Origin of the sequence: Achromobacter sp. PD1 (assembly GCF_048541815.1) — a bacterium.
GTDB lineage: Bacteria > Pseudomonadota > Gammaproteobacteria > Burkholderiales > Burkholderiaceae_B > Achromobacter > Achromobacter bronchisepticus_A.
The window spans coordinates 2170281-2191137 of the sequence record NZ_CP183349.1; the positions used below are offsets into that span (position 1 = coordinate 2170281).

The following is a 20857-nucleotide window of genomic DNA, read 5'->3' on the forward strand; positions in this document are numbered from 1 at the left end:
ATGGCGGCATCGCACGCGCAGCCGGACCCAGCCGCACGGGTCCAGGAGAGCTTCGCCCGGCAAAGCATCATGACCTTGCTGGGCGCGGCGCTGGACGTGGTCGAGCCGGGCAGGGTGGACATCGTGCTGCCTTACCGCGCCGACCTCTGCCAGCAGAACGGTTTTCTGCACGCCGGTATTTCCACGACCATCGCCGACAGCGCCGGCGGCTATGCCGCCTATACCTTGTTCGCGCCAGGCGAGGACGTGCTGACCTCGGAGTTCAAGATGAACTTCCTGGCGCCTGCCAAGGGCAGCCGCTACGTGGCCAGCGGCCGCGTGGTCAAACCCGGCAAGCGCCTGTCCGTCTGCCAGGTCGAAGTGCATGCGTACGACGGCGAGCAAGCTACGCTTTGCGTGATAGGCTTGCTTACCGCGGTGCGCGTGACGCCGCGCTGAATCCCGCGCGCGGCGGGTCCTGCGCAAGCCGGACCTGCCGCGCGTTCATCACGCGGCGCATGGGTTTGTGGCAATGCCTTCAAAAGAACATCATCGGATTTTTCGCAGCAACTGGCTGCGCGCGGCCGTGCTGGGCGCAAACGACGGTATCGTGTCCACCGCCAGCATCATCACCGGCGTCGCGGCGGCGCAGGCCACGCAGGGCGCCATCCTGACCTCGGGGCTGGCTGGCCTGGTGGCCGGCGCGCTGTCGATGGCGGCGGGAGAGTATGTGTCGGTGAAGTCGCAGGCCGACATCGAGGCGGCGGACCTGCGCATGGAGCAGCGTTCGCTCAAGCGCAATTCCGGCGAGGAATTGGCCGAGCTGGTCGATATCTACGTGGACCGCGGCCTGACCCGCGACCTGGCCGAGCAGGTGGCGCGCCAACTGACCAGCCACGACGCCCTCGACGCGCACGCGCGCGACGAATTGGGCATCTCTCTTCATAACCGCGCCCGCCCGGTGCAGGCCGCCGTGGCGTCCGCCGCGTCGTTCGCCGCAGGCGCGGCGCTGCCGCTGGCGGTGGCCGCCGTGACGCCAGGGTCGCAACTCATCGGCTGGGTAATCGGCGCATCGGTGGTTTGCCTGGCCGCTCTGGGTGCCCTGGCCGCCGGGGCTGGCGGGGCGCCCAAGGGGCCGGCGGTGTTGCGCGTCACGGTTCTGGGCGCGTTGGCCATGGCCGTGACGGCGGGCGTGGGCGCGTTGTTCGGCGTGGCGGCCTAGGACCGCCACGGTCCGCGCGGGGCGGGGAGCTCAGGGCGTGATGGAATAGGGCAGCGCGGCGGCCGCAATGCGCGGACCGTCCGCGGCGCCCAGCCGCAGGTCGCCTTCCGGCAGGGCCGCCAGCGTGGTTTCGAATAGCACCGAGACCACGCCTTGCGTGCCGGCCGCGTCCACGATCCGTCCGGTGGGTTCGCCGGGCTGGGTGGCGTCATAGACGTCCACGCCGGCCAGCGCCTGGCCTTGAACGGCGGCGTCGGCAATGGTGCCGTAGGCCATGCGCCGCTTGACCGTGCCGCGGTAGTGGCTGCGCGCCACCACTTCCTGGCCCGGGTAACAGCCCTTGGTGAAGCTCACGCCCTGGATCAGGTCCAGGTTGACCGTCTGCGGGATGAAGACATCCTGCGTGGCCGCAGTGATCCACGGGATGCCCGCTGCCAGGTCTGCGGCGCGCCATTGCGCGGCGGGCGCCAGGCCCAGCGCGCCGGCCAGCGCGGCCGACTGGTCCAGTTGTTCGTCCGATGCGATCCACCACCAGCGCAGATGCGCGTTGGCGGACGGCGCGGCGATCCAGGTGCCGGATGGCAGGTCGACGCGCTGCCAGGGCGCGCGCGGCAGCGCGCCGGCGGCGGCTTCCAGCGCCGCCGCGTCCGCGGGCGAGGCCGTCACGCCCGCCACATGCAGCGGCGTGGCGGCGAGCTTGGCCTTGGCGCGCAGCACGAACATCGACAGGCGTTTGAGCAGTGCCTGCGCCAGATCCTGAGGCACCAGGCCGTAAAGCTGGGGCGCGTCGTCCGCGCCGGGGGCGGCGCGCCACATCACCAGGGTGGCCAGCAGGCGGCCCTTGGCGGTGCAGTAGCCCGCCAGGCGGGCGGCGTCCTGGGGCAGGCCGGTGACGTCCTGCGTGAGCTGGCCGTGCAGGAAACCGAGGGCGTCCGCGCCGGATGCGGCGAAGACCAGGAAATCGTCCAGCGGCGCAATTTGCGCGCAACCTTCTGCGCGGACGGGAATCGAAGAATGGAAAGCGTGCATGGAGGCGGTGTTATCGCGTCATCAAAGTGCTGATGATAGCCGCGTTCCCCTCCGGGCTGGGCCATGTCCCCGCCGCGCGCAGGGACGCGCGCTACGTTCCGCCCCTCTTTAGCCGCAAGAGTTCCGCGCGATCAATTAAACTTCCGACACTTATGAAGAAGCGACTCTTTTTTTACGTCCTGTGGTTTTTCCTGTTGATCGCGCTGGCTGCCGCCGCAGCCGTGGGCGGCGCTTGGTATTGGGCCCACAAGCCCATGCAGCTGAAAGCCGACAGGATCGATTTCGTGGTGGATCCGGGCAGCAGTCCGCGCACGGTCGCGCGGGTGCTCAACGAGGCCGGCGTGCCGGTCTGGGAGCCGGGTTTCATCTGGATGGCGCGCCTGTCCGAACTCGACAAGCAGATGAAGGCGGGCGGCTACCAGGCCATCAACGGCGACTCGCCCTGGAAGTTGCTGGAGCGCATGGCGCGCGGCGACATGACGCAGCGGCAGATCACCTTCCTGGAAGGCTGGACCTACCGCCAGATCCGCCAGGCGCTGCGCGCGAATCCCGACGTCAAGCAGACGCTGGGCGAAACCACCGATGAAGAACTGATGGAACGCCTGGGCTCGGAAATCAAGCAGCCGGAAGGGCTGTTCTTCCCGGACACCTACATCTTCACGCCCGGCAGCACCGATTACGATCTGCTGCGCCGCGCCTACCAGGAAGGCCAGCGCATCCTGCAGGACACCTGGGCCAAGCGCCAACCAAACCTGCCGGTGACCACGCCCTACGAGGCCCTGGTGCTCGCATCGATCGTTGAAAAGGAAACAGGCCATGGGCCGGACCGCCGCCGCGTGGCAGGCGTGTTCACCAACCGGCTCAAGATCGGCATGCTGCTGCAGACCGATCCGACGGTGATCTACGGCATGGGCGACGCCTACCAAGGCCGCATCCGCAAGCGCGACCTGCAGACCGACACGCCCTGGAACACCTATACGCGTCCGGGCCTGCCGCCCACGCCGATCGCGGCGCCTGGCCGCGCGGCGCTGCTGGCGGCGGTGCAGCCGGAGCAGCACAAGTTCCTCTTTTTCGTTTCCCGCGGCAACGGCACCAGCGAGTTCTCGGTCAACTTGAACGAGCACAACCGCAACGTTTCCCGCTACATCCTGGGCCAGGGCCAAGGCCAGAATGCCGCGCCCAGCCCGGCTTCGAGCCGCGGCGCGGCCAATGGCAATCCGGCCAACGGCACGCCCGCAGCCGCGCCCAGCGCCAGCCCGGCGCCGGACGCCGCGCCCGAGCCGGACCAGGGACAGGCACAAGTACAAGGACAAGACCAATGACCACGCGCGGACGCTTTATCACGCTGGAAGGCGTGGACGGCGCGGGCAAGAGCACGCATACCGTCTGGATCGCCGATTTCCTGCGTGCGCAGGGGCTGGACGTGGTGTCCACCCGCGAACCCGGCGGTACGCCGCTGGGCGAGAAGCTGCGCGCCTTGCTGCTGACCGACTCCATGGGGCTGGACACCGAGACGCTCCTGATGTTCGCGGCCCGTTGCGAGCACCTGCATCAGGTCATTGAACCGGCCCTGGCGCGCGGCGCCTGGGTGGTCTGCGACCGCTACACCGATGCCACCTATGCCTATCAGGGCGGCGGGCGCGGTCTGGGCGCGGCGCGCGTGGCCGCGCTGGAGGCCTGGATGCAGGCCGGCCAGCCCGACCGCACCTGGCTCTTTGACGTGCCGCTGGAAGTGGCGCGCGCCCGGCTGGCCGACGCGCGCGAGCCGGACCGCTTCGAGCGCGAGGGCGCGGCCTTTTTCGAACGCACCCGCGAGGCCTACCACGCCCGCGCCGAGGCTGATCCGCAGCGCATCCGCATCGTCGATTCCACCCAGTCCATCGCCCAGATCCGCACCGGCCTTGAGGCGGGACTGCGCGAACTGCTGGGGCAGTCGGCATGAATGCGACCCGCGCCGCCAAAGACGAGGACGTCAAGGCGTCCAACGCGCCGCAGTTCCTGCCCTGGCAGGCCGAGACGGCGCGCAACTGGCTCGGCAACCGCGATCGCTTCGCCCATGCTTGGCTGATCCATGGGCTGGCCGGCATCGGCAAACTGGACTTCGCGGTCGCCGCGGCGGCCAGCCTGCTGTGCGAAACGCCGGACAATGGCCTGGCTTGCGGCCGTTGCGCCGCCTGCGCCTGGTTCGCCAGCGGCAATCATCCCGACCTGCGCCGCATCCGCCCCGAGGCCGTCGCGGTGGAAGAGGGCGCGGACGCCGCCGAGCCCTCGGAAGACGCCGAACCCGCCACGGGCGCGGCCAAGCGCGCGCCGTCCAAGGAAATACGCATAGACCAGATCCGTTCGCTGGAATCCTGGTTCAACACCGCCACGCACCGCGGCGGCTGGCGCGTGGCGCTGCTGTACCCGGCCCATGCGCTGAACGTGGTGTCGTCCAACGCCTTGCTCAAAGTGCTGGAAGAGCCGCCGCCGCACACGGTCTTTCTGCTGGTCGCGGATGCGCCGGACCGCCTTTTGCCCACGCTGGTGTCACGTTGCCGGCGTTTGCCGCTGCCCGCGCCGGACCCCGACACCGCGCTGCAATGGCTGCGCGAGCAGAACGTGGAACCGGCCCGCGAATGGCTGGCGGCGGCCGGCGGCGCGCCGCTGGCGGCGTTGAGGCTGGCCCAGTCGAACGAGTCCGCTTGTCCGCCCTGGCTGACCCAGCTGGTCGGGCCGCTGTCCAAGGGCCAGTCGCCCGACGTCGGCACGCTGGCCGAGGCCCTGGAAAAAGTGGCGGCCAGCGAATGGATCGACGCCTTGCAGCGCCTATATACGGACCTGATGCTGGCCGGCGCGGGGGCGCCGTCGCGCTACTTCCCGGCCCTGGGCAGCGCGGTTGCGCAAGTCGCCGCGCGCATGAATCCGGCCAAGGTGGCCGAGGCCGCGCGCTGGCTGACGCGCCAGCGCGCGCTGGCCACCCACCCCTTGAACGCCAAGCTCTTCGCCCACGCGACCTTGCAGCGCGTGGTGCTATCCTGCCTGGCGTAAGCCCTTGATCCGGCGGCGCTTCGTCCGGTAAAGGGCGCGGCGCCGCGGCACTTGTATCCAGACTCATCATGTACGTCGATTCCCACTGCCATTTGAACTTCCCGGAACTGGCCGCCGACCTGCCGGCCATACTTGACCGGATGGCTGCCAACCAGGTCACGCACGCGCTGGTCGTCAGCGTCAACATGCCGGAATGGCCGGGCCTGATGTCGCTGGTCGAGCCGCAGGCCAATCTGTGGGCCTCGGTCGGCGTGCATCCCGATTACGAAGACACCCCGGACCCCACGCCCGAAGAGCTGGCGCGCCTGTCCGAGCATCCCAAGGTCGTGGCCATCGGCGAGACCGGGCTGGACTATTACCGCCTGTCCGAACCCCTGGACTGGCAGCGCGAGCGCTTTCGCCGCCACATCCGCGCCGCCCGCGATACGGGCCTGCCCCTGATCGTGCACACGCGCTCGTCCGCCGAGGACACCGTGCGCATGCTGCGCGAAGAGCAGGCGGCCGAGGTCGGCGGCGTGATGCATTGCTTTACCGAAAATTGGGAAGTGGCACAGGCTGCGTTGGACCAGAACTTCTATATTTCGCTGTCTGGCATCGTGACCTTCAAGAATGCGCAGATCGTGCATGAAGTGGCTGCCAAGGTGCCGCTGGACCGTTTGCTGATCGAAACCGATTCGCCGTATCTGGCGCCTGTGCCGTACCGCGGCAAGTTGAACGATCCGTCCAAGGTGATTCACGTGGCCGAGAAGATCGCGGATCTCAGGGGTATACCGGTGGCTGATGTGGCGCGCGCTTCAACGGATAATTTCTTCCGTCTTTTCAATAAGATAAAGAAATAATCTAATCTTATTTATTTAAAGTGATTTATAGGAAACCCATGGCTGCCCGCAACGCTTCCGTCCAGAACACCCTCTTGTCGTGTTGCCGTGGAGCGCTGCTGGCGCTGGCCATGGGCATGGCGGTTCCCGCCGCGGCGCAGGCCGCCAATCCCGGCGATTGGTGGGTCTATGTCGCCAATGACTACCCGGACGACATCAAGGAACTGCTGGCGCGCGGCGAGGATCCCAACGTGCGCTACAAGAACGGCCAGCCGGCCCTGATGCGCGCGGTGGTGGACGGCGCCTGGAAGGTGTTCGACGTGATCGCGGCCGACAAGCGCACCGACGTCAACGCCGAGAACCCGGCGGGCGAGACGCCGCTGATGTATCTGGCCATCGCCGGCCAAACCGAACGCGCCAAGAAGCTGATCGCGCGCGGCGCCCAGGTCAACCGCCTGGGCTGGACGCCGCTGCACTACGCGGCCTCGAAGGGGCAGCTGGAAATGGCGCGCCTGCTGCTGGCGCACAAGGCCATGGTCAACGCGCCCGCGCCCAATGGCGAAACGCCGCTGATGATGGCGGCGCTTTCTGGCCGCAAGCCCATGGTGGACCTGTTGCTCAAGGCAGGGGCGGATGTGGGCTCGCGTGATACCAAGGGCCAGACTCCGGCCGATTGGGCCAGGACGGGCAAGTCCACGGCGGTGGCGGCGGAACTGGACAAGCTGATTGCGCAGCAAGAGGAAGCGCGCCGCAAGCTGCGCGCGGCGCGGCCGGCCGAAGAGGGCGCCGAGGCGGCGGGTGCGCAGGCAGGCGCGGCAGTGGGCGCGCCGGCCAGCCCGGAGCCGGGCGCGGCAGCCGCGCAGGCTCCCGCCGCGGAAAAGAAAGCCCCGGCCGCGTCGTCCGCGGTCCAGGGCGTTTCGGGCGTGAAGCTCAACAACTACGACGAGCCCGCCGCGCCCTGAGGCGCGGGCTTGCCCGAGGCCGGCCCGCAAGGGGCCGGCCCGATTCAGATCACGTAGTTCTTGTAGCGCTCGATGTAGTCGCGGGCGCTGCCGTTCAGTTCGCGCACGCAGCGCTCGGCCTCGTCGCCGTCGCCGCGCACCATGGCGTCCAGCAGGGCGCGGTATTGCTTGATCCCCATCTCTGAGCGGCCCGGCAGCAGGGCCACGCGGCGCATCGACACGCGGGTGCGGTCGTAGATGCGCTCGATCATGTCGCTTAGCACCGGATTGCGCGCCAGTTTCTTGATGTGGTTGCGGAACTGTTCGATCGTGGCCACGTGGGCCTCGATGTCGCCGCTTTTCAGGCTTTGTTCGAAAGGCTCGCCCAGCAGGGCCTGCATCGCTTCCCAGTCGGCGGGGGTGGCGTTGGCCATGGCCAGCCGTACCGCCAGTCCGTCCAGGGCTTCACGCACCTGGTACAGGCGGTAGGTGGTTTCCATGTCGACCAGGGCCACCACGGCGCCCTTGTTGGGCACCCGTTCCACCAGCGCGCGGTCTTCCAGCGTCGCCAGCACTTCGCGCGCCTTGGCGCGCGGGATGTCGTAGGCCTGCGCCAGGTCTTCTTCCGGCACGCGAGTGCCGGGCAGCAAGGCCTGCGACGCAATGCGTTCCCGCATATCGAGTATGACTTCGTGGGTGGAGGCCGCCTTGCGTGTTTCGGGGGCGGCGGCGTCAGCAGAGGCAGTCGCGCGTTTAGTGGGCATGTAGGCACCTGGGTTGAGTGGAGCAAAGCATAGCACATTTTGAACGCAAGATTGTGCACAATTTAGAATGCGTAGTTGTAAATCAGCATTGACACAATAAAACGCACAAGAATATAGTGGCTCCACTTCGTCGCGGTACCCACTCATTCAAGGAGCCCTGGGCAATGAAAGACGCCGTGCAGTCCCCTCAACTTCCCGGCCCGCAGTGCCAGGCATATCTGGCCCGGCGCAATGCCGCCGTCGCGCTGGGCGTGGCCAACGGTCCCCCGGTGTTCGCGGCCGCTGCCCGCGGCGCCACGCTGACCGACCTGGACGGCAACGCCTACATCGATTTCGCCGGCGGCATCGGCACCCTGAACGTGGGCCACGCGCATCCCGAGGTGGTGGCTGCGGTCCAGGCGCAGGCGGCGCGCTATCTGCACACCTGCTTCAACATCGTCATGTATCCGGAATACATCGAGCTGGCCGAAACGCTGGTCGGCCTGGTGCCCGGATCCTGGCCGAAGAAGGCCATGCTGCAGACCACCGGCGCCGAGGCCGTGGAAAACGCCATCAAGGTGGCCCGCCGCGCCACTGGCCGGCAGGCGGTGGTGGCCTTCGAGAACGCCTTCCACGGCCGCACCTACATGGCGCTGTCCCTGACCGCCAAGGCGCCCGCCTACAAGACCGGCTTTGGTCCCTTCGCGTCCGAGGTCTATCGCGCGCCGTTCCCGGTGCGCTACCGCTCGGGGCTGACCGAAGCCGAATGCGCCGAGGCCGCCTTCAATGAATTCCGCCGCCTGGTCGAAACCGAGGTCACGCCGGAGCAGGTCGCCGCAGTGATCATCGAGCCGGTCCAGGGCGAGGGCGGCTTCCATGCCGCGCCGCCCGCCTTTCTGCAGGCGCTGCGCGCCTATTGCACCCAACACGGCATCGTGCTGATCGCCGACGAGATCCAGTCGGGCTTCTGCCGCACCGGAGAATGGTTCGCCACCCAGCATGCCGGCATCGAAGCCGACCTCTACACCCTGGCCAAGTCCATGGGCGGGGGGCTGCCGATAGCGGCGCTGGTGGGGCGCGCCGATCTGATGGACGCGCCGGCCGTGGGCGGCCTGGGCGGCACCTATGGCGGCAACCCGCTGGCGTGCGCCGCGGCGCTCGCCACCATCGCGGTCATGCAGCGCGAAGACTACGCGGCGCGCGCCCGCGACCTCGGCGGCCGGGTGCACGCACGCTTTGCGGACTGGGCCGGCCAGTACGGCATCGTGGGCGACGTGCGCGGCCAGGGCGCCATGGTCGCGTTCGAAGTCGTGCGCGGCGCGGGCGACGACAGTCCCGCCGGCGACCTGGCGGCCCACATCGTGCAGGCCGCCTACCAGGGCGGGCTGGTGCTGGTGAAGGCGGGCTTTTACGGCAACGTGATCCGCTTCCTGGCGCCGCTTTCCATTACTGATGAGGAATTGGCCCGCGGCCTGGACATCCTCGGGCGCGCGGTGGCGGATGCCCAGCGCATCGCCGACGCGCGCGCGTCGCAAGCGGCTTGAGGAGCACACCATGCATACGCTGTTGAAACTGAAGAACGCGCGCAAGGTGGTCAGCCAGCTGGGCGCGGCCAAGCCAGGCATGGAAGTGCTGGTGCTGTATGACCTGCATACCCACCACAACGTCGAGCCCCTGGCCATTGCGGTGGACGAAGCGGGCGCCGGCCTGCACCTGCTGCAGATCGCCGGCTCCGCGCGCCATGGCCGGCAGTTGTCGCCGGTGGTGGCCCAGGCCATGCAGGCGGCCGACCTGGTGATTGCATTGACCCGCGCCAACGCCGCGCATACCGATGCGCGCCAGCAGGCCACGCGCGCCGGGGTCGGCGTGATCGTGCTGCCTGAATCGCATCTGCCCGATTTCTTCCTGGCCGAAGGCTGGGACTGCGACTTCGACGCGCTGCGCCCGCAGATCCAGGGGCTGGCCGACGCACTGACCCGCGCCGACACGGCCCGCGTCACCAGCGAGCTCGGCACCGACGTGACCATGAGCATCGCCGGCCGCCGCGGCCGCGCGCTGCACGGCTTCGCCAACACCACCGACATCTCGGCGGGCTATTGCCTGGAGTCCAGCCTGGCGCCGGTGGAAGGCACGGCCGAAGGCGTGATCGTGGTCAACGCCAGCATTCCCGGCGTCTCGCTGATCCGCGACGAACCCGTGCGCATCCATATGGAAAAGGGCATGGCCGTGGCGATCGAGGGCGGCGCGGTGGCGCGCCAGTTCCGCGATCTGCTGGCCAGCTTCAACGATCCGCTGGTCTACAACCTGGGCGAGCTGGGCGTGGGCATGAACCCGCGCTGCCAGCTGGACGGCACCATGCTGTCCGACGAATCGGTCTACGGCTCGATCCAGTTGGCGCTGGGCACCAGCGCCTACATCGGCGGCACCGTCAAGGCCGCCGCCCACTACGACACCATCGTCACCGACGCCACGCTGGAACTGGACGGCAGGGTGGTGCTCAAGGGCACCGAACTGCGCCTGGAGGACGTGGCATGAGCATAGACCTGAGCCGCGACGCCGACGGCGTGGCCACCGTGCTGATGAACCGCCCGGAAAAGCGCAATGCGTTCACGCTGGACATGTACCGCGAGTTCGGCCGGGTCATGCGTGAACTCGATGCCGACGATAGCGTGCGCTGCGTGGTGCTGCGGGGCGCGGGCGGCGCCTTCTGCGCCGGCAGCGATATCGGCGGCTTCGAGGAAGACCGCGACGGCGCGGCGCAGGCGGCCGAGTACGCGCTCTTCACGCTTTCCATGACCGACACGCTCAAGCACCTGCGCCACCCCACCGTGGCCTGCATCGAAGGCGTGTGCGTGGGCGGCGGGCTGGAACTGGCCGCCTTGTGCGACATCCGCATCGGCGGGCGCAACAGCCGCTACGGCATCCCGGTGAATCGCATCGGGCTGACCGTGGACCACCAGGAACTGGCCGACCTGATCCGCGTGGTGGGCGCTGCGCGCGTGCTGGAAATCCTGCTGGAAGGAAACATCTTCGGCGCCGAAGAAGCCATGTCCAAGGGCCTGCTGACCCGCGTGGTGGATGACGAGCGCGTGGCGGAACAAACCTACGCCACCGCCCGCCGCATCGCCGCGGCGGCGCCGCTGGTCAACCGCTGGCACAAGCGCTTCGTGGGCCAGTTGCGCGAAGGACGCGCGTTGAGCGCGCAAGAGCGCAGCGAAGCCTACGAATGCTTCGGCACCGAGGACTACCGGCGCGGCCGCGAGGCCTTCGCCGCCAAGCGCATTCCCGAATTCATCGGCCGCTGATCCGGCCACCGACCCAAGACGGACCGCATATGACTCAAGCTGCATCCCCCCTTGCCGGCATCAAGATCCTGGATCTTTCGCAGATCATGGCCGGCCCGTACTGCACCATGGTGCTGGCCGACCTGGGCGCCGAGGTCATCAAGGTCGAGAAGACCGGCGCCGGCGACGACTCCCGCGAAATGGGCCCCTACGTGAACGGCGAATCCACCTGTTTCGCCCAGATCAATCGCAACAAGCAGGGCGTGGCGCTGAACCTGAAGGATCCCGAGGCGCGCGAGGTGCTGTACGAGCTGGCGCGCTGGGCCGACGTGGTGGTGGAGAACTACCGCGTGGGCGTGACCAAGTCGCTGGGCGTGGACTACGAAACGCTGTCGCGCATCAATCCGCGCCTGGTGTATTGCTCCATCTCCGGCTACGGCCATTCCGGACCCTACGCGGGCAAGGGCGGCTTCGACCTGGTGGCCCAGGGCATGAGCGGCATCATGAGCATGACGGGCGAGCCCGACGGGCGGCCCTTGAAGTCGGGCATCGCCATTTATGACGTGGGGGCGGGGCTGACCGCGGTCTACGCCATCCTGGCCGCCTGCATCCACCAGATGAAGACGGGCGAAGGCCAGCACATCGACATCGCGCTGGCCGAGTGCGGCTTGCCCTGGTTCGTCTGGGAAGCCGCCGCCTATTTCGCCGACGGCACGGTGCCGCAAGGCACCGGCAGCCGCCACCGCGTGTCGGCGCCATACCAGGCCTTCGGCACGCGCCAGGGCTTCATCATGATAGGCGCGGCCAACCAGCGCACCTGGGAGCGCCTGTGCGCGGACGTGCTGGAGCGGCCCGAACTGATCACCGATCCGCGCTTCATCACCAACTCCGACCGGCTGGCCAACATCGCCGAGCTGGAGCCGTTGCTGGAAGCCGAATTCGCGCGTGCCGACGCGGCTGAATGGATCGAGCGCTGCGAACGGGCCTCCGTGCCTTGCGGCCCGATCAACGATTTCGGCCAGGCCATGCAGGACCCGCATTACCTGGCGCGCGGCATGGTGCAGGAACTGGACCATCCCGCGCTGGGCAAGATGAAGACCATCGGCATTCCGACCAAGTTTTCCAAAACGCCCGGCGCCTTGCGCACGGCGGCGCCGCTGATGGGCCAGCACACGGACGAGGTGCTGCGCCACTTCGGCGTGGCGGAAGACAGAATTGCAGGCATGCGCGCCCGAGGAGTCATCGCGTAGCAGGCAAACCGCAGCAGGCAGTATCGAAGTCGCATCCAAGCTCCAAGGGGACGCCGGCGCTATTGACGCCGGCGGCTATTCGAAGTTGAACAAAGATGTTCACGCCGCAAGGAACCTTCATGACACAGCCCATCCATCTTTCCCGCCGCGGCTTTATCGCGGCCAGCGCCGCGCTGGCCGCTTGCGCCGCCGCGCCCTCACTGGTCCGGGCGCAGTCGGCCCAGCCGTTCCGCCTGGGGGCGCTCAATTCCATCACCGGCGTCGGCGGTCCCTACGGGCCGGCCATGCTGGAAGCCATCAAGATCGCCATTGATGAGGTCAACGCCGCCGGCGGCGCCGCCGGCCGCAAGATCCAGCTCTACGCCGAAGACGACCAGACCAAGCCCGACGCGGCCGTTCTGGCCGTGAAGAAGCTGATCGAGATCAACAAGGTCGAGGCGGTGGTCGGCATCTGGCCCTCGTCGGTAGGCCTGGCCGCCATGCCCATCACCAATGCCGCGGGCCTCATCACCATGAACACCTGCGGCGCGCCGGAAATGCTGACCGAGAACAAGCAGGGGCTGGCCTGGATGTTCCAGGCCTCCAACGCGGTGTTCGGCCGCGCCTTCGCGGAAGTGGCGCGCCAGCGCGGCTTCAAGCGGCCGGCGGTCATGGCCTTCAATAACTCCACGTTTGTGGGGCAGGCCAACTACTTCCGTGATGCCTGGCAGGAAAAGGGCGGACAGGTCAGCGCCTTCACCATCTACGAGCCCAACCAGACCACCTACCGCACCGAACTGACCAAGGTGCTGGCCTCCAAGCCCGACGTGATTTCGCTGAGCGCCTACCGGCCCGACGCCACCATCATCCTGAAGGAGTGGTTCCAGACCAGCCAGGACTGCAAGTTCATCATGCCGGGCTGGACCGCCAACGAAGACCTGGTGAAGGCGCTGGGCAAGGAGGCCACCGAAGGCATCATTTCGATCTCCAACGTCGCCGCCCACGAGCATCAGGCCTACAAGCACTTCGCCGCCGAATTCCGCAAGCGCACCAAGCGCGAACCGGACATCTTCGCGTCGCAGTCCTACGACATGGTGATCACGCTGGCGCTGGCGATCGAGGCGGCGGGGGCTGCCGCGGACGTGGCTGCCATCAACGGCAAGATCCGCGCCGTGACCGCGCAGGGCGGCGGCGAAAAGGTCAGCGGCTTCGCGCAAGGCCAGGCGCTGCTGCGCGCCGGCAAGCCGGTGGACTACGACGGCGCGTCCTCGCGCCTGGACTTCGGCAAGCAGGGCGAGACCGTGCCGGACTTTGGCGTCTTCGACATCCGCGACGGCAAGCTGGTGCTCAATGAAGTCATCGCCGGCAAAGTCTGACGACAAAAACACTAGGGGAACACAAGTATGGATGCAATCACCGTCATCAACGCCGCGATCAACGGCGTTGTGATCGGGATGCTGCTGGCCTTGCCGGCACTGGCGATCACGCTGGTGTTCGGCATCGCCCGCTTTCCCAACGCCGCCAGCGGCGACTACATGACGTTGGGCGCCTACGCCGCCGTCTTCACGCAGGCGCTGGCTGGCGGCTCGATGCTGGCGGGCGGCCTGGCCGCCGTCGCCGGCACCACCCTGGTCAGCTTGTTCTTCTATGCCTGGGTGTTCCGGCCGCTGGAGTCGCGCTCCAACGTGTCGCGCCTGATCGCGTCCATCGGCGTGGCGTTCGCGCTGCGCAGCACGATCACCTTCTTCGCCGGGCAGGACCAGTACACCTTCGACCTGCCGCTCACGCGCGCCTGGAATTTCGGCGGCGTGCGCATTTTGCCTACCGACCTGTACATCGTCGGCACGGCGGTGGCCGCGCTGGCGCTGGTGTTCGCCCTGATGCACATGACGCCCACCGGGCGGCGCATGCGGGCGGTGGCGGACAACCCCGAGCTGGCCGCGGCCAGCGGTATCCGCGGACGGCGCGTGATGATCACGCTGTGGAGCATCGCGGGCGCCTATTGCGGGCTGGGCGGCGTACTGCTGGGTATCAAGGCGGTGGTGATCCCCGAGCTGGGCTGGGAATTGCTGATGCCCATGTTCGCGGCCGTGATCCTGGGCGGCATCGGCAATCCGGTGGGCGCCATCGTCGGGATCATGGTGTTCAGCATTGCGCAGGAAGTCGCCAGCCTGGTGGTGGGACCTGCCTACAAGATCGTATTCGCCTTCGCGGTGCTGCTGTGCGTGCTGCTGCTGCGTCCCCAGGGCATCTTCGGCCGTCCGATGGCGGCGAGGTGAAATCATGGAAGCCTATCTGATTGCTATTGCCATCGGGATCCTGATCTACATGCTGCTGGCCTTCGGCCTGTCGCTGCACTACGGGTTCACCGGACTGATCAACTTCGGCCACGTCGGCTTCTTCGCCATCGGCGCCTACACCTCGGCCCTGCTGTCGCTCAAGGGCGTGCCCATACCCATCTCCATGGCGGCGGCCGCGGCGTTCGCGGCGCTGGCCGCGTGGCCGCTGGGCATGATCGCCTTGCGGCTGGGCAGCGACTACCTCGCCATCGTGACGCTGGGTTTCTCGGAGTCGGTGCGCATGATGCTGCAGACCGAGGAATGGCTGACGCGCGGGATGCACGGCCTGCCGGGCATCCCGCGGCTGTTCGCGGGCTGGGCCTCGCCGCAGACGGTGGACCTGTGGATCATGCTGTTGCTTCTGGCGGTCAACGCCGGCGCCTTGTTCCTCATCCACCTGGTGATACGCAGCCCGTTTGGCCGCGTGATCGAGGCGGTGCGGGACAACGAAGTCGCGGTGCGGGCGCTGGGCAAGGACCCGGCCCGCTTCAAGACCCGTTCGCTGATGCTGGGCGCGGGCCTGGCCGGCCTGGCGGGCGCCTTCCAGGCGCACTACCTGACCTTCATCAGCCCCGAGCAGTTCGTGCCGCTGATCACCTTCTACATCTGGATCGCCATCATCCTGGGCGGGGTGGGGCGCCTGAGCGGCGTGGTGGCCGGCACGGTGCTGCTGGTCGGGTTCCTGGAAGGCTCGCGCTTCGTGCGCGACTTCGTCGGCGGCATCTCGGAGGTGCAGATGGCCAGCGTGCGCATCGGCGTCATCGGCCTGGCGCTCATCTGCGTGGTGCTTTACCGGCCCCAGGGCATTTTTGGCAACGCGGGCACTACGCGCAGGAGAAAGGCATGACGCTGCTTTGCATCAAAGGGCTGAGCGCCAGCTTCGGCGGCTTCAAGGCGCTGGACGACGTATCGCTGGAAGTGCGCAAGGGTGAAATGGTCGGGGTGATCGGCACCAACGGCGCGGGCAAGAGCACGCTGTTCTCGGTGGTCACGGGCTACATCCCGCCCAGTTCCGGGTCGGTGCGCTTCGCCGACGAGGACATCACGGGCGTGGCCGTGCACCAGCGCGTGCGCCGGGGCCTGGCGCGGACCTTCCAGGTGCCGCGCGAGTTCAGCCAGCTGACGGTCTTTGACAACATGATGGCGGCCGCGCCGGACCAGCGCGGCGAAAAGCTGGCGGCGCTGGTCTTCGCCCGCCGCGAAGTCGCCCGCGAAGAGGCGCGCAACGCGGAGCGGGTGCACGAGCTGCTGGCCTTCCTGAATCTGTCCCGGGTGGCGGACGAGCCCGCCGGCAAGTTGTCGGGCGGGCAGAAGAAGCTGCTGGAGCTGGGGCGGCTCTTGATGCTGGAGCCGCGCTGCATCCTGCTGGACGAGCCGTTCGCCGGGGTCAATCCGGTGCTGATCGAAGAGCTGTCGGCGCGCATCGTGGAACTGAACCAGCGCGGCCTGACCGTCGCCATCATCGAACACAACCTGGAAGAGCTGTCGCGCATCGTGCCGCGCATGTACGTCATGGACCGCGGCCGGGTCATCGCCGAAGGCACGCCCGACAGCGTGCTGGCCAATGAACAGGTGCGCGAAGCGTACATGGGGGGAGTGATATGAGCCAGCTCGTCATGCAAGGCCTGTCCGGGGGCTACGGCGAGGTCGATATCGTGTCCGGCATCGACATGCACGTGGCGCCGCGCGAGATCGTCACCATCGCCGGCACCAACGGCGCGGGCAAGTCCACGCTGGTCAAGGCGGTGATGGGTTTGTTGCCGCGCATCGCCGGCACCATGACCTTCGATGGCCGCGACCTGCTCGCGCTGCCGGTCGAGGAGCGCGTGCGCATCGGCATCTCATACGTGCCGCAGGTGCGCAACGTGTTCGGCGCGCTGACGGTGCTGGAAAACCTGCAGGTGGTGGAGCACGTGCAGGCGCGCGAAAAGCGCATCCGCGACATGTTCGACCTGTTTCCCGCGCTGGCCGGGCGGCGCAAGACCCATGCCGAGAACCTCTCCGGCGGCGAACGCCAGCAGCTGGCCTTTGCCCGCGCGCTGATGTCTTCGCCGCGCCTGATGGTGCTGGACGAACCGTCCGCCGCCTTGTCGCCGGCGCTGACCGAGCAGGTGTTCGCCGAAGTGCGGCGCTTGCCCCAGATCGGCGTGGGCGTGCTGATGGTGGAGCAGCGCGCGCGCCAGGCGCTGGCATTCAGCGACCGCGGCTACATCCTGGATTCCGGCCGCATCGTGCTGACCGACACGGGGCAGGCGCTGCTGGCCAACCAGCACATGAGCGATCTGTACATAGGGCGGGGCGGCCATGCGGGCGCGGACCGTCCGCCCAGCGGCAGCGTTCCCGCTTGAAACCGCCAGAGCCATCCCGCCGGCAGCCGCCGTCGCGGATGGCAAATCCATATTCCCATATCTCTTTGCAGGAGCCGTATCTTGCCTATTTCCGAAACCATGGTTTCCCCGGCGCCCGTTGCGCGCCGTCCGGCGCCTGGCGCCATCGCCGCTTTGACCGCCACCGAGGGCCTGGCCGCGCTGGAGCAGGGCAAGCTGACTTGCGAGGCCTGGGCGCGCGCCTGCCTGGAGCGCATCGAGGAGCGCAACGGCGGCGTCAAGGCCTGGGTCCGGGTCGACGCCGAGGGCGCGCTGGCCCGCGCCCGCGAATGGGACCGCCATGGCCGGCAGCGCGCGCTGGACGGCGTGCCGCTGGGCATCAAGGACACCATCGACACCGCGGCCATGCCCACCGAATTGGGCGACCCCGAGATCTTCCCCGGCCGCCAGCCCGAGGCCGATGCGCCCGTGGTGACGCAGGCGCAGGAGCTGGGCTTCAACGTGCTGGGCAAGAACACCGTGTCGCGCCACGCCATCATGCTGCCCGGGCCTGCGCGCAACCCGCATGATCTGACCCGCACGCCGGCCGCGTCCTCGGCCGGTTCGGCGGCGGCCGTCGCCGACTTCATGGCGCCGCTGTCCATCGGCACGCAGACGGCGGGCTCCATCCTGCGGCCATCTGCATTCTGCGGCGCGGTCGGCTTCAAGCCCACGCTGGACGCCATTCCCTACGTGGCGATCCGGCGCTATTCGCGGGTACTGGACGTGATCGGGCCGATCTCGCGTTCGGTCGACGACGCGGCCTTGTTCATGCGTGCGTTTACGGGCGATCCCCGGTTTGATCCGGCGTCCTCGCTGCGCAACGACTTCCGTCTGGGCGTGTGGCGCCCCAAGGATTGGGCCGACACCGAACCCTGCATGCGCGAGAGCTTCGAGGCCAATCTGCGCGTCTTGTCGACCGCCGGGGTCAAGGTCACAGAGCTGGTCATGCCGCCGGCCTTCGACACCATGGGCGAGGCGCAGGACGTGATCATGGCCTACGACCTGGCGCGCGAGTATGCCGCCATCAAGCGCGACCATGCGGCGCTGTGCGATCCCGGGCTGATCGAGTACCTGACGATGGGCGAGGGCCTGTCCGCGGCCGATTACGCCGGCGCGCTGGATGCCGCCGACGCCTGTCGCCGGGCGTTCTACGACGTTGCGCGCGAGGTCGACGCAGTGGCCATGCCGTCCACGCTGGGCGAGGCGCCGCTCGCCAGCTCGACCGGCAGCTCGGCCTTCATCCGCATCTGGTCGTTGCTGCACAACCCGTCCATTACCTTGCCGGTCGCGCGCGGCCCCAACGGGCTGCCGCTGGGCTTCCAGATGGTCGGCTTCGTAAAGGAAGATGCGCGGCTGCTGTACTGGGCGCGTTGCGCCGAGCGCATCCTGGGGTCGACCGCCCACCAACCCTGACCGGCCCCAGGACAGGGTCAGGTCCGACGCGCGCCGCCGGGGCGCGGCGGACGCTTTGGCGCCTTCGGGCGCTTTTTTTACGTCCGCCATTCGGGGTTTTCCCCAGCTATTCTCAGTATTCGGGAATAAAAAGCAGAGTTAGAGCCATAAATTGATAATCTGCGCTCCGTTAGCTTGGAGCCACATGTTGAAAGCGGATCTATCAGTCGGGGCAGGCGCGGATCGCGTGCTGTATGTGCTGGCCACCTTGGCCAGGCACGACGGCCCCCTTAGCATCGCCGCGTTGGCCGAGCAGACCGGCCTGGCGCAAAGCACCCTGTACCGCCAGGTGGCGCTGCTCAAGCGCTGGGGTTTTGTCGCCGAGCACGACGGCGAATACGGCCCCGGCCCGCTATGCGTGCAGCTGGCCTGGGGCTTTGACCAGTCCTCGTTCCTGATCCATGAAGCGCAGCCCGACATGGCCGCGCTGGCCGCCGCCTCCGGCGAGACCATAGGCCTGCTGGTGGCGGTCAAGGACCAGGCGGTCTGCCTGGACATGATCGAAAGCCAGCATCCGCTGCGCTGTTCCTTCACCAAGGGGCGCGGCCTGCCGCTGGCGCGCGGCGCCTCGGCCAAGTCGCTGCTGGCCTTCATGCCGCTGGCCCGGCAGCAGGCCGCGCTGGCTTATCTGGCGGCCGAGGCCGACGTGGACGCCGGCCGGTTGGGCCACGAGCTGGAAGCCATCCGCGCCCAGGGTTATGCCGTCACCGACAGCGAAGTCGATGCCGGCGTCTGGGGTGTCAGCGTCCCTATTTTTCAACGCGCCAATCAGGCCGTGGCCTCGATCACGCTGATGGCGCCATCGACCCGGGCCGCCCAGCGGCCCGAGGCATTGACCGAAATGACCGTGGCCGCGGCCCGGCGCATCTCGGCGAAGTTGCAGGTTCATTGAAACAGCCTTCTTCCATTCCACGCCGTACCCATACCCACCCGACCGCCGTATCCCCATTCCATAGAGGACCCACCATGACCACTCGCCGCACACTGCTGACCGCCGCCCTGACGCTGGGCCTCGCCTGGAGCGCCGGTCCGGCGTTCGCCCAGGAAACCATCCGCGCCGTCACCGACGCGACCTTCCCGCCGATGGAGTTCGTCAAGGACGGCAAGCGCACCGGGTTCGACATCGAACTGGTGGAAGCGCTGGCCGGCGCCATGGGCAAGAAGGTCGAGTGGATCGACATCGACTTCAAGGGCCTGATTCCCGCGCTGCAGGCCGGCCGCGCCGATATCGCCGTGTCCGCCATCTACATCACGCCCGAGCGCGCCAAGGTGGTGGACTTCACCGATCCCTACTACGCGGGCGGCCTGGTCGTGATGACCAAGAAGGACGGCCCGGTCAAGACGCTGAAGGACCTGGACGGCCGCAAGGTCTCGGTGCAGGTCGGCACCAAGTCGGTCAACTACCTGAAGGAACACTACCCGGCGGTGCAGCGCGTGGAAGTCGAGAAGAACCAGGAAATGTTCAACCTGGTGCAGATCGGCCGCGCCGAAGCCGCCGTGACCGGCAAGCCCGCCGCCAAGCTGTTCGCCCAGAGCACGCCGGACCTGACGGTGCTGAACGACCAGATCACCACCGAGGACTACGGCATCGCCGTACCCAAGAACAAGCCCGAGCTGACCCGTGAACTGAACGCCGCGCTGCAGAAGCTCAAGGCCGACGGCAGCTACCAGGCCATCGTCAACAAGTGGTTCGAGGCCCCCGCGAAATGAACCTGGATTTTTCTCCCGTCTTTGCCGACTTCGGCGCGCTGATCAATGGCGCCGTGGTCACCGTCGAGGTGACCGCGGGCGCCTTGCTGCTGGCCTGCGTCATCGGCCTGCTGGTGGGCGTGGGGCGCCTGAACCCCAAGCGCTACGTCATCTACAACCTGTGCAGCGTCTACCTGCTGCTGTTCCGCGGCACGCCGCTGCTGGTGCAGCTGTTCATCTGGTTCTTCGGCTTGCCGCATTTCGGCATCACCCTGCCGGCGTTCGCCTGCGGCGTGCTGGGGCTGGGCATGTATTCCGGCGCCTACGTGTCCGAAATCGTGCGCGGCGCGATCCAGTCGGTGGACCGCGGCCAGACCGAAGCGGCGCGCTCGCTGGGCATGTCGTCCGGCCAGGCCATGCGCATCATCGTGCTGCCGCAGGCGGTGGTGCGCATGATCCCGCCGCTGGGCAATGAATTCATCGCGCTGATCAAGAACTCGGCCCTGGTGTCGCTCTTGACGATCCACGACCTGATGCATGAAGGCCAGAAGATCATCAGCGTGTCCTATCGCTCGCTGGAAACCTATCTGGTGGTGGCGCTGATTTATCTGATCCTGACCACGGCCACCATGCTGGTGCTGCGCAAGGTTGAACACCGCCTGCGCGCGGGAGGGATGGTGCAATGAACTCCGCAATGAACTCCGCTACGACCCGGGCCGCGGACCCGCAAGAA

22 protein-coding genes are annotated in these 20857 nt (G+C 67.8%); 20 read left to right on the forward strand and 2 right to left on the reverse strand.

What is annotated here, in order from left to right; all coding sequences use genetic code 11:
- Together ACM1PE_RS10290 and ACM1PE_RS10295 are read left to right on the forward strand one after the other, a co-directional pair.
- Positions 1-438: a PaaI family thioesterase gene (locus ACM1PE_RS10290; protein ID WP_118933678.1), complete on the forward strand. Its 438-nt coding sequence runs from the start codon at positions 1-3 to the stop codon at positions 436-438.
- A 73-nt stretch (positions 439-511) separates the two neighbouring features.
- A complete protein-coding gene (locus ACM1PE_RS10295; protein ID WP_419343201.1) occupies positions 512-1201 on the forward strand; it encodes a VIT1/CCC1 transporter family protein in 690 nt (229 codons plus the stop codon).
- A gap of 30 nt (positions 1202-1231) precedes the next feature.
- On the opposite strand, the gene ACM1PE_RS10300 is transcribed toward ACM1PE_RS10295, so the two are convergent.
- The gene (locus ACM1PE_RS10300) at positions 1232-2230 is read right to left on the reverse strand and encodes a YgfZ/GcvT domain-containing protein (RefSeq protein WP_419343202.1); all 999 of its coding nucleotides are present in this window, start codon (positions 2228-2230) and stop codon (positions 1232-1234) included.
- 152 nt (positions 2231-2382) lie between these two features.
- Between ACM1PE_RS10300 and mltG the strand changes: the two genes are divergently transcribed.
- The 5 genes from mltG to ACM1PE_RS10325 all read left to right on the forward strand — a co-directional run bounded on the left by mltG (position 2383) and on the right by ACM1PE_RS10325 (position 7040).
- Positions 2383-3552, forward strand: coding sequence for an endolytic transglycosylase MltG (gene mltG / locus ACM1PE_RS10305; protein WP_419343203.1), 1170 nt, complete (start codon positions 2383-2385; stop codon positions 3550-3552).
- On the forward strand, positions 3549-4172 hold the full coding sequence (tmk, locus tag ACM1PE_RS10310) for a dTMP kinase (RefSeq protein WP_059380322.1): 624 nt from the start codon (positions 3549-3551) through the stop codon (positions 4170-4172). The genes mltG and tmk overlap by 4 nt, the downstream gene beginning before the upstream one ends.
- Positions 4169-5260: a DNA polymerase III subunit delta' gene (holB, locus tag ACM1PE_RS10315; protein ID WP_118935232.1), complete on the forward strand. Its 1092-nt coding sequence runs from the start codon at positions 4169-4171 to the stop codon at positions 5258-5260. Before tmk ends, holB begins: the two co-directional genes overlap by 4 nt.
- A gap of 68 nt (positions 5261-5328) precedes the next feature.
- The gene (locus ACM1PE_RS10320; RefSeq protein WP_059380320.1) at positions 5329-6099 is read left to right on the forward strand and encodes a TatD family hydrolase; all 771 of its coding nucleotides are present in this window, start codon (positions 5329-5331) and stop codon (positions 6097-6099) included.
- 38 nt (positions 6100-6137) lie between these two features.
- Positions 6138-7040, forward strand: coding sequence for an ankyrin repeat domain-containing protein (locus ACM1PE_RS10325; protein ID WP_419343204.1), 903 nt, complete (start codon positions 6138-6140; stop codon positions 7038-7040).
- 44 nt (positions 7041-7084) lie between these two features.
- Here ACM1PE_RS10325 and ACM1PE_RS10330 read toward each other — a convergent pair whose 3' ends face one another.
- Complete coding sequence (locus ACM1PE_RS10330) at positions 7085-7783, reverse strand: GntR family transcriptional regulator (RefSeq protein WP_059380318.1); 699 nt, start codon at positions 7781-7783, stop codon at positions 7085-7087.
- A gap of 164 nt (positions 7784-7947) precedes the next feature.
- Here ACM1PE_RS10330 and gabT point away from each other — a divergent pair, with 164 nt between their 5' ends.
- The 13 genes from gabT to ACM1PE_RS10395 all read left to right on the forward strand — a co-directional run bounded on the left by gabT (position 7948) and on the right by ACM1PE_RS10395 (position 20810).
- Entirely contained in the window at positions 7948-9306 is a 1359-nt protein-coding gene (gabT, locus tag ACM1PE_RS10335) for a 4-aminobutyrate--2-oxoglutarate transaminase (protein WP_419343205.1), read from the forward strand.
- Positions 9307-9316: 10 nt separating this feature from the next.
- Positions 9317-10297 (forward strand): aminopeptidase, encoded by a 981-nt coding sequence (locus tag ACM1PE_RS10340; protein WP_280016407.1) that lies wholly within the window; start codon positions 9317-9319, stop codon positions 10295-10297.
- The gene (locus ACM1PE_RS10345; RefSeq protein ID WP_059380316.1) at positions 10294-11067 is read left to right on the forward strand and encodes an enoyl-CoA hydratase/isomerase family protein; all 774 of its coding nucleotides are present in this window, start codon (positions 10294-10296) and stop codon (positions 11065-11067) included. Before ACM1PE_RS10340 ends, ACM1PE_RS10345 begins: the two co-directional genes overlap by 4 nt.
- A 29-nt stretch (positions 11068-11096) precedes the next feature.
- Positions 11097-12296 (forward strand): CaiB/BaiF CoA transferase family protein, encoded by a 1200-nt coding sequence (locus ACM1PE_RS10350; protein ID WP_419343207.1) that lies wholly within the window; start codon positions 11097-11099, stop codon positions 12294-12296.
- 119 nt (positions 12297-12415) lie between these two features.
- Positions 12416-13651 (forward strand): ABC transporter substrate-binding protein, encoded by a 1236-nt coding sequence (locus ACM1PE_RS10355; RefSeq protein WP_419343208.1) that lies wholly within the window; start codon positions 12416-12418, stop codon positions 13649-13651.
- A gap of 27 nt (positions 13652-13678) precedes the next feature.
- A complete protein-coding gene (locus ACM1PE_RS10360; RefSeq protein ID WP_059380313.1) occupies positions 13679-14554 on the forward strand; it encodes a branched-chain amino acid ABC transporter permease in 876 nt (291 codons plus the stop codon).
- Between the two features lie 4 nt (positions 14555-14558).
- Positions 14559-15461 carry a branched-chain amino acid ABC transporter permease gene (locus ACM1PE_RS10365; protein ID WP_054456758.1) on the forward strand — a complete coding sequence of 301 codons (903 nt, stop codon included), beginning with the start codon at positions 14559-14561 and terminating at the stop codon, positions 15459-15461.
- A complete protein-coding gene (locus ACM1PE_RS10370; RefSeq protein ID WP_054456759.1) occupies positions 15458-16219 on the forward strand; it encodes an ABC transporter ATP-binding protein in 762 nt (253 codons plus the stop codon). The genes ACM1PE_RS10365 and ACM1PE_RS10370 overlap by 4 nt, the downstream gene beginning before the upstream one ends.
- Positions 16216-16962: an ABC transporter ATP-binding protein gene (locus tag ACM1PE_RS10375; protein ID WP_059380312.1), complete on the forward strand. Its 747-nt coding sequence runs from the start codon at positions 16216-16218 to the stop codon at positions 16960-16962. Before ACM1PE_RS10370 ends, ACM1PE_RS10375 begins: the two co-directional genes overlap by 4 nt.
- An 81-nt stretch (positions 16963-17043) precedes the next feature.
- A complete protein-coding gene (locus ACM1PE_RS10380) occupies positions 17044-18396 on the forward strand; it encodes an amidase (RefSeq protein ID WP_419343210.1) in 1353 nt (450 codons plus the stop codon).
- A 184-nt stretch (positions 18397-18580) separates the two neighbouring features.
- Entirely contained in the window at positions 18581-19327 is a 747-nt protein-coding gene (locus ACM1PE_RS10385; protein WP_059380310.1) for an IclR family transcriptional regulator, read from the forward strand.
- 74 nt (positions 19328-19401) lie between these two features.
- Positions 19402-20145 (forward strand): transporter substrate-binding domain-containing protein, encoded by a 744-nt coding sequence (locus tag ACM1PE_RS10390; RefSeq protein WP_013393488.1) that lies wholly within the window; start codon positions 19402-19404, stop codon positions 20143-20145.
- On the forward strand, positions 20142-20810 hold the full coding sequence (locus ACM1PE_RS10395; RefSeq protein WP_013393489.1) for an amino acid ABC transporter permease: 669 nt from the start codon (positions 20142-20144) through the stop codon (positions 20808-20810). Before ACM1PE_RS10390 ends, ACM1PE_RS10395 begins: the two co-directional genes overlap by 4 nt.
- Positions 20811-20857 lie beyond the last annotated feature (47 nt).

Bases quoted from the DNA above. Each gene is read 5' to 3' on its own strand.
- ACM1PE_RS10290 (WP_118933678.1), top strand. From the start codon at position 1: ATGGCGGCATCGCACGCGCAGCCGGACCCAGCCGCACGGGTCCAGGAG.
- ACM1PE_RS10295 (WP_419343201.1), top strand. From the start codon at position 512: ATGCCTTCAAAAGAACATCATCGGATTTTTCGCAGCAACTGGCTGCGC.
- ACM1PE_RS10300 (WP_419343202.1), bottom strand. From the start codon at position 2,230: ATGCACGCTTTCCATTCTTCGATTCCCGTCCGCGCAGAAGGTTGCGCG.
- mltG (WP_419343203.1), top strand. From the start codon at position 2,383: ATGAAGAAGCGACTCTTTTTTTACGTCCTGTGGTTTTTCCTGTTGATC.
- tmk (WP_059380322.1), top strand. From the start codon at position 3,549: ATGACCACGCGCGGACGCTTTATCACGCTGGAAGGCGTGGACGGCGCG.
- holB (WP_118935232.1), top strand. From the start codon at position 4,169: ATGAATGCGACCCGCGCCGCCAAAGACGAGGACGTCAAGGCGTCCAAC.
- ACM1PE_RS10320 (WP_059380320.1), top strand. From the start codon at position 5,329: ATGTACGTCGATTCCCACTGCCATTTGAACTTCCCGGAACTGGCCGCC.
- ACM1PE_RS10325 (WP_419343204.1), top strand. From the start codon at position 6,138: ATGGCTGCCCGCAACGCTTCCGTCCAGAACACCCTCTTGTCGTGTTGC.
- ACM1PE_RS10330 (WP_059380318.1), bottom strand. From the start codon at position 7,783: ATGCCCACTAAACGCGCGACTGCCTCTGCTGACGCCGCCGCCCCCGAA.
- gabT (WP_419343205.1), top strand. From the start codon at position 7,948: ATGAAAGACGCCGTGCAGTCCCCTCAACTTCCCGGCCCGCAGTGCCAG.
- ACM1PE_RS10340 (WP_280016407.1), top strand. From the start codon at position 9,317: ATGCATACGCTGTTGAAACTGAAGAACGCGCGCAAGGTGGTCAGCCAG.
- ACM1PE_RS10345 (WP_059380316.1), top strand. From the start codon at position 10,294: ATGAGCATAGACCTGAGCCGCGACGCCGACGGCGTGGCCACCGTGCTG.
- ACM1PE_RS10350 (WP_419343207.1), top strand. From the start codon at position 11,097: ATGACTCAAGCTGCATCCCCCCTTGCCGGCATCAAGATCCTGGATCTT.
- ACM1PE_RS10355 (WP_419343208.1), top strand. From the start codon at position 12,416: ATGACACAGCCCATCCATCTTTCCCGCCGCGGCTTTATCGCGGCCAGC.
- ACM1PE_RS10360 (WP_059380313.1), top strand. From the start codon at position 13,679: ATGGATGCAATCACCGTCATCAACGCCGCGATCAACGGCGTTGTGATC.
- ACM1PE_RS10365 (WP_054456758.1), top strand. From the start codon at position 14,559: ATGGAAGCCTATCTGATTGCTATTGCCATCGGGATCCTGATCTACATG.
- ACM1PE_RS10370 (WP_054456759.1), top strand. From the start codon at position 15,458: ATGACGCTGCTTTGCATCAAAGGGCTGAGCGCCAGCTTCGGCGGCTTC.
- ACM1PE_RS10375 (WP_059380312.1), top strand. From the start codon at position 16,216: ATGAGCCAGCTCGTCATGCAAGGCCTGTCCGGGGGCTACGGCGAGGTC.
- ACM1PE_RS10385 (WP_059380310.1), top strand. From the start codon at position 18,581: ATGTTGAAAGCGGATCTATCAGTCGGGGCAGGCGCGGATCGCGTGCTG.
- ACM1PE_RS10390 (WP_013393488.1), top strand. From the start codon at position 19,402: ATGACCACTCGCCGCACACTGCTGACCGCCGCCCTGACGCTGGGCCTC.
- ACM1PE_RS10395 (WP_013393489.1), top strand. From the start codon at position 20,142: ATGAACCTGGATTTTTCTCCCGTCTTTGCCGACTTCGGCGCGCTGATC.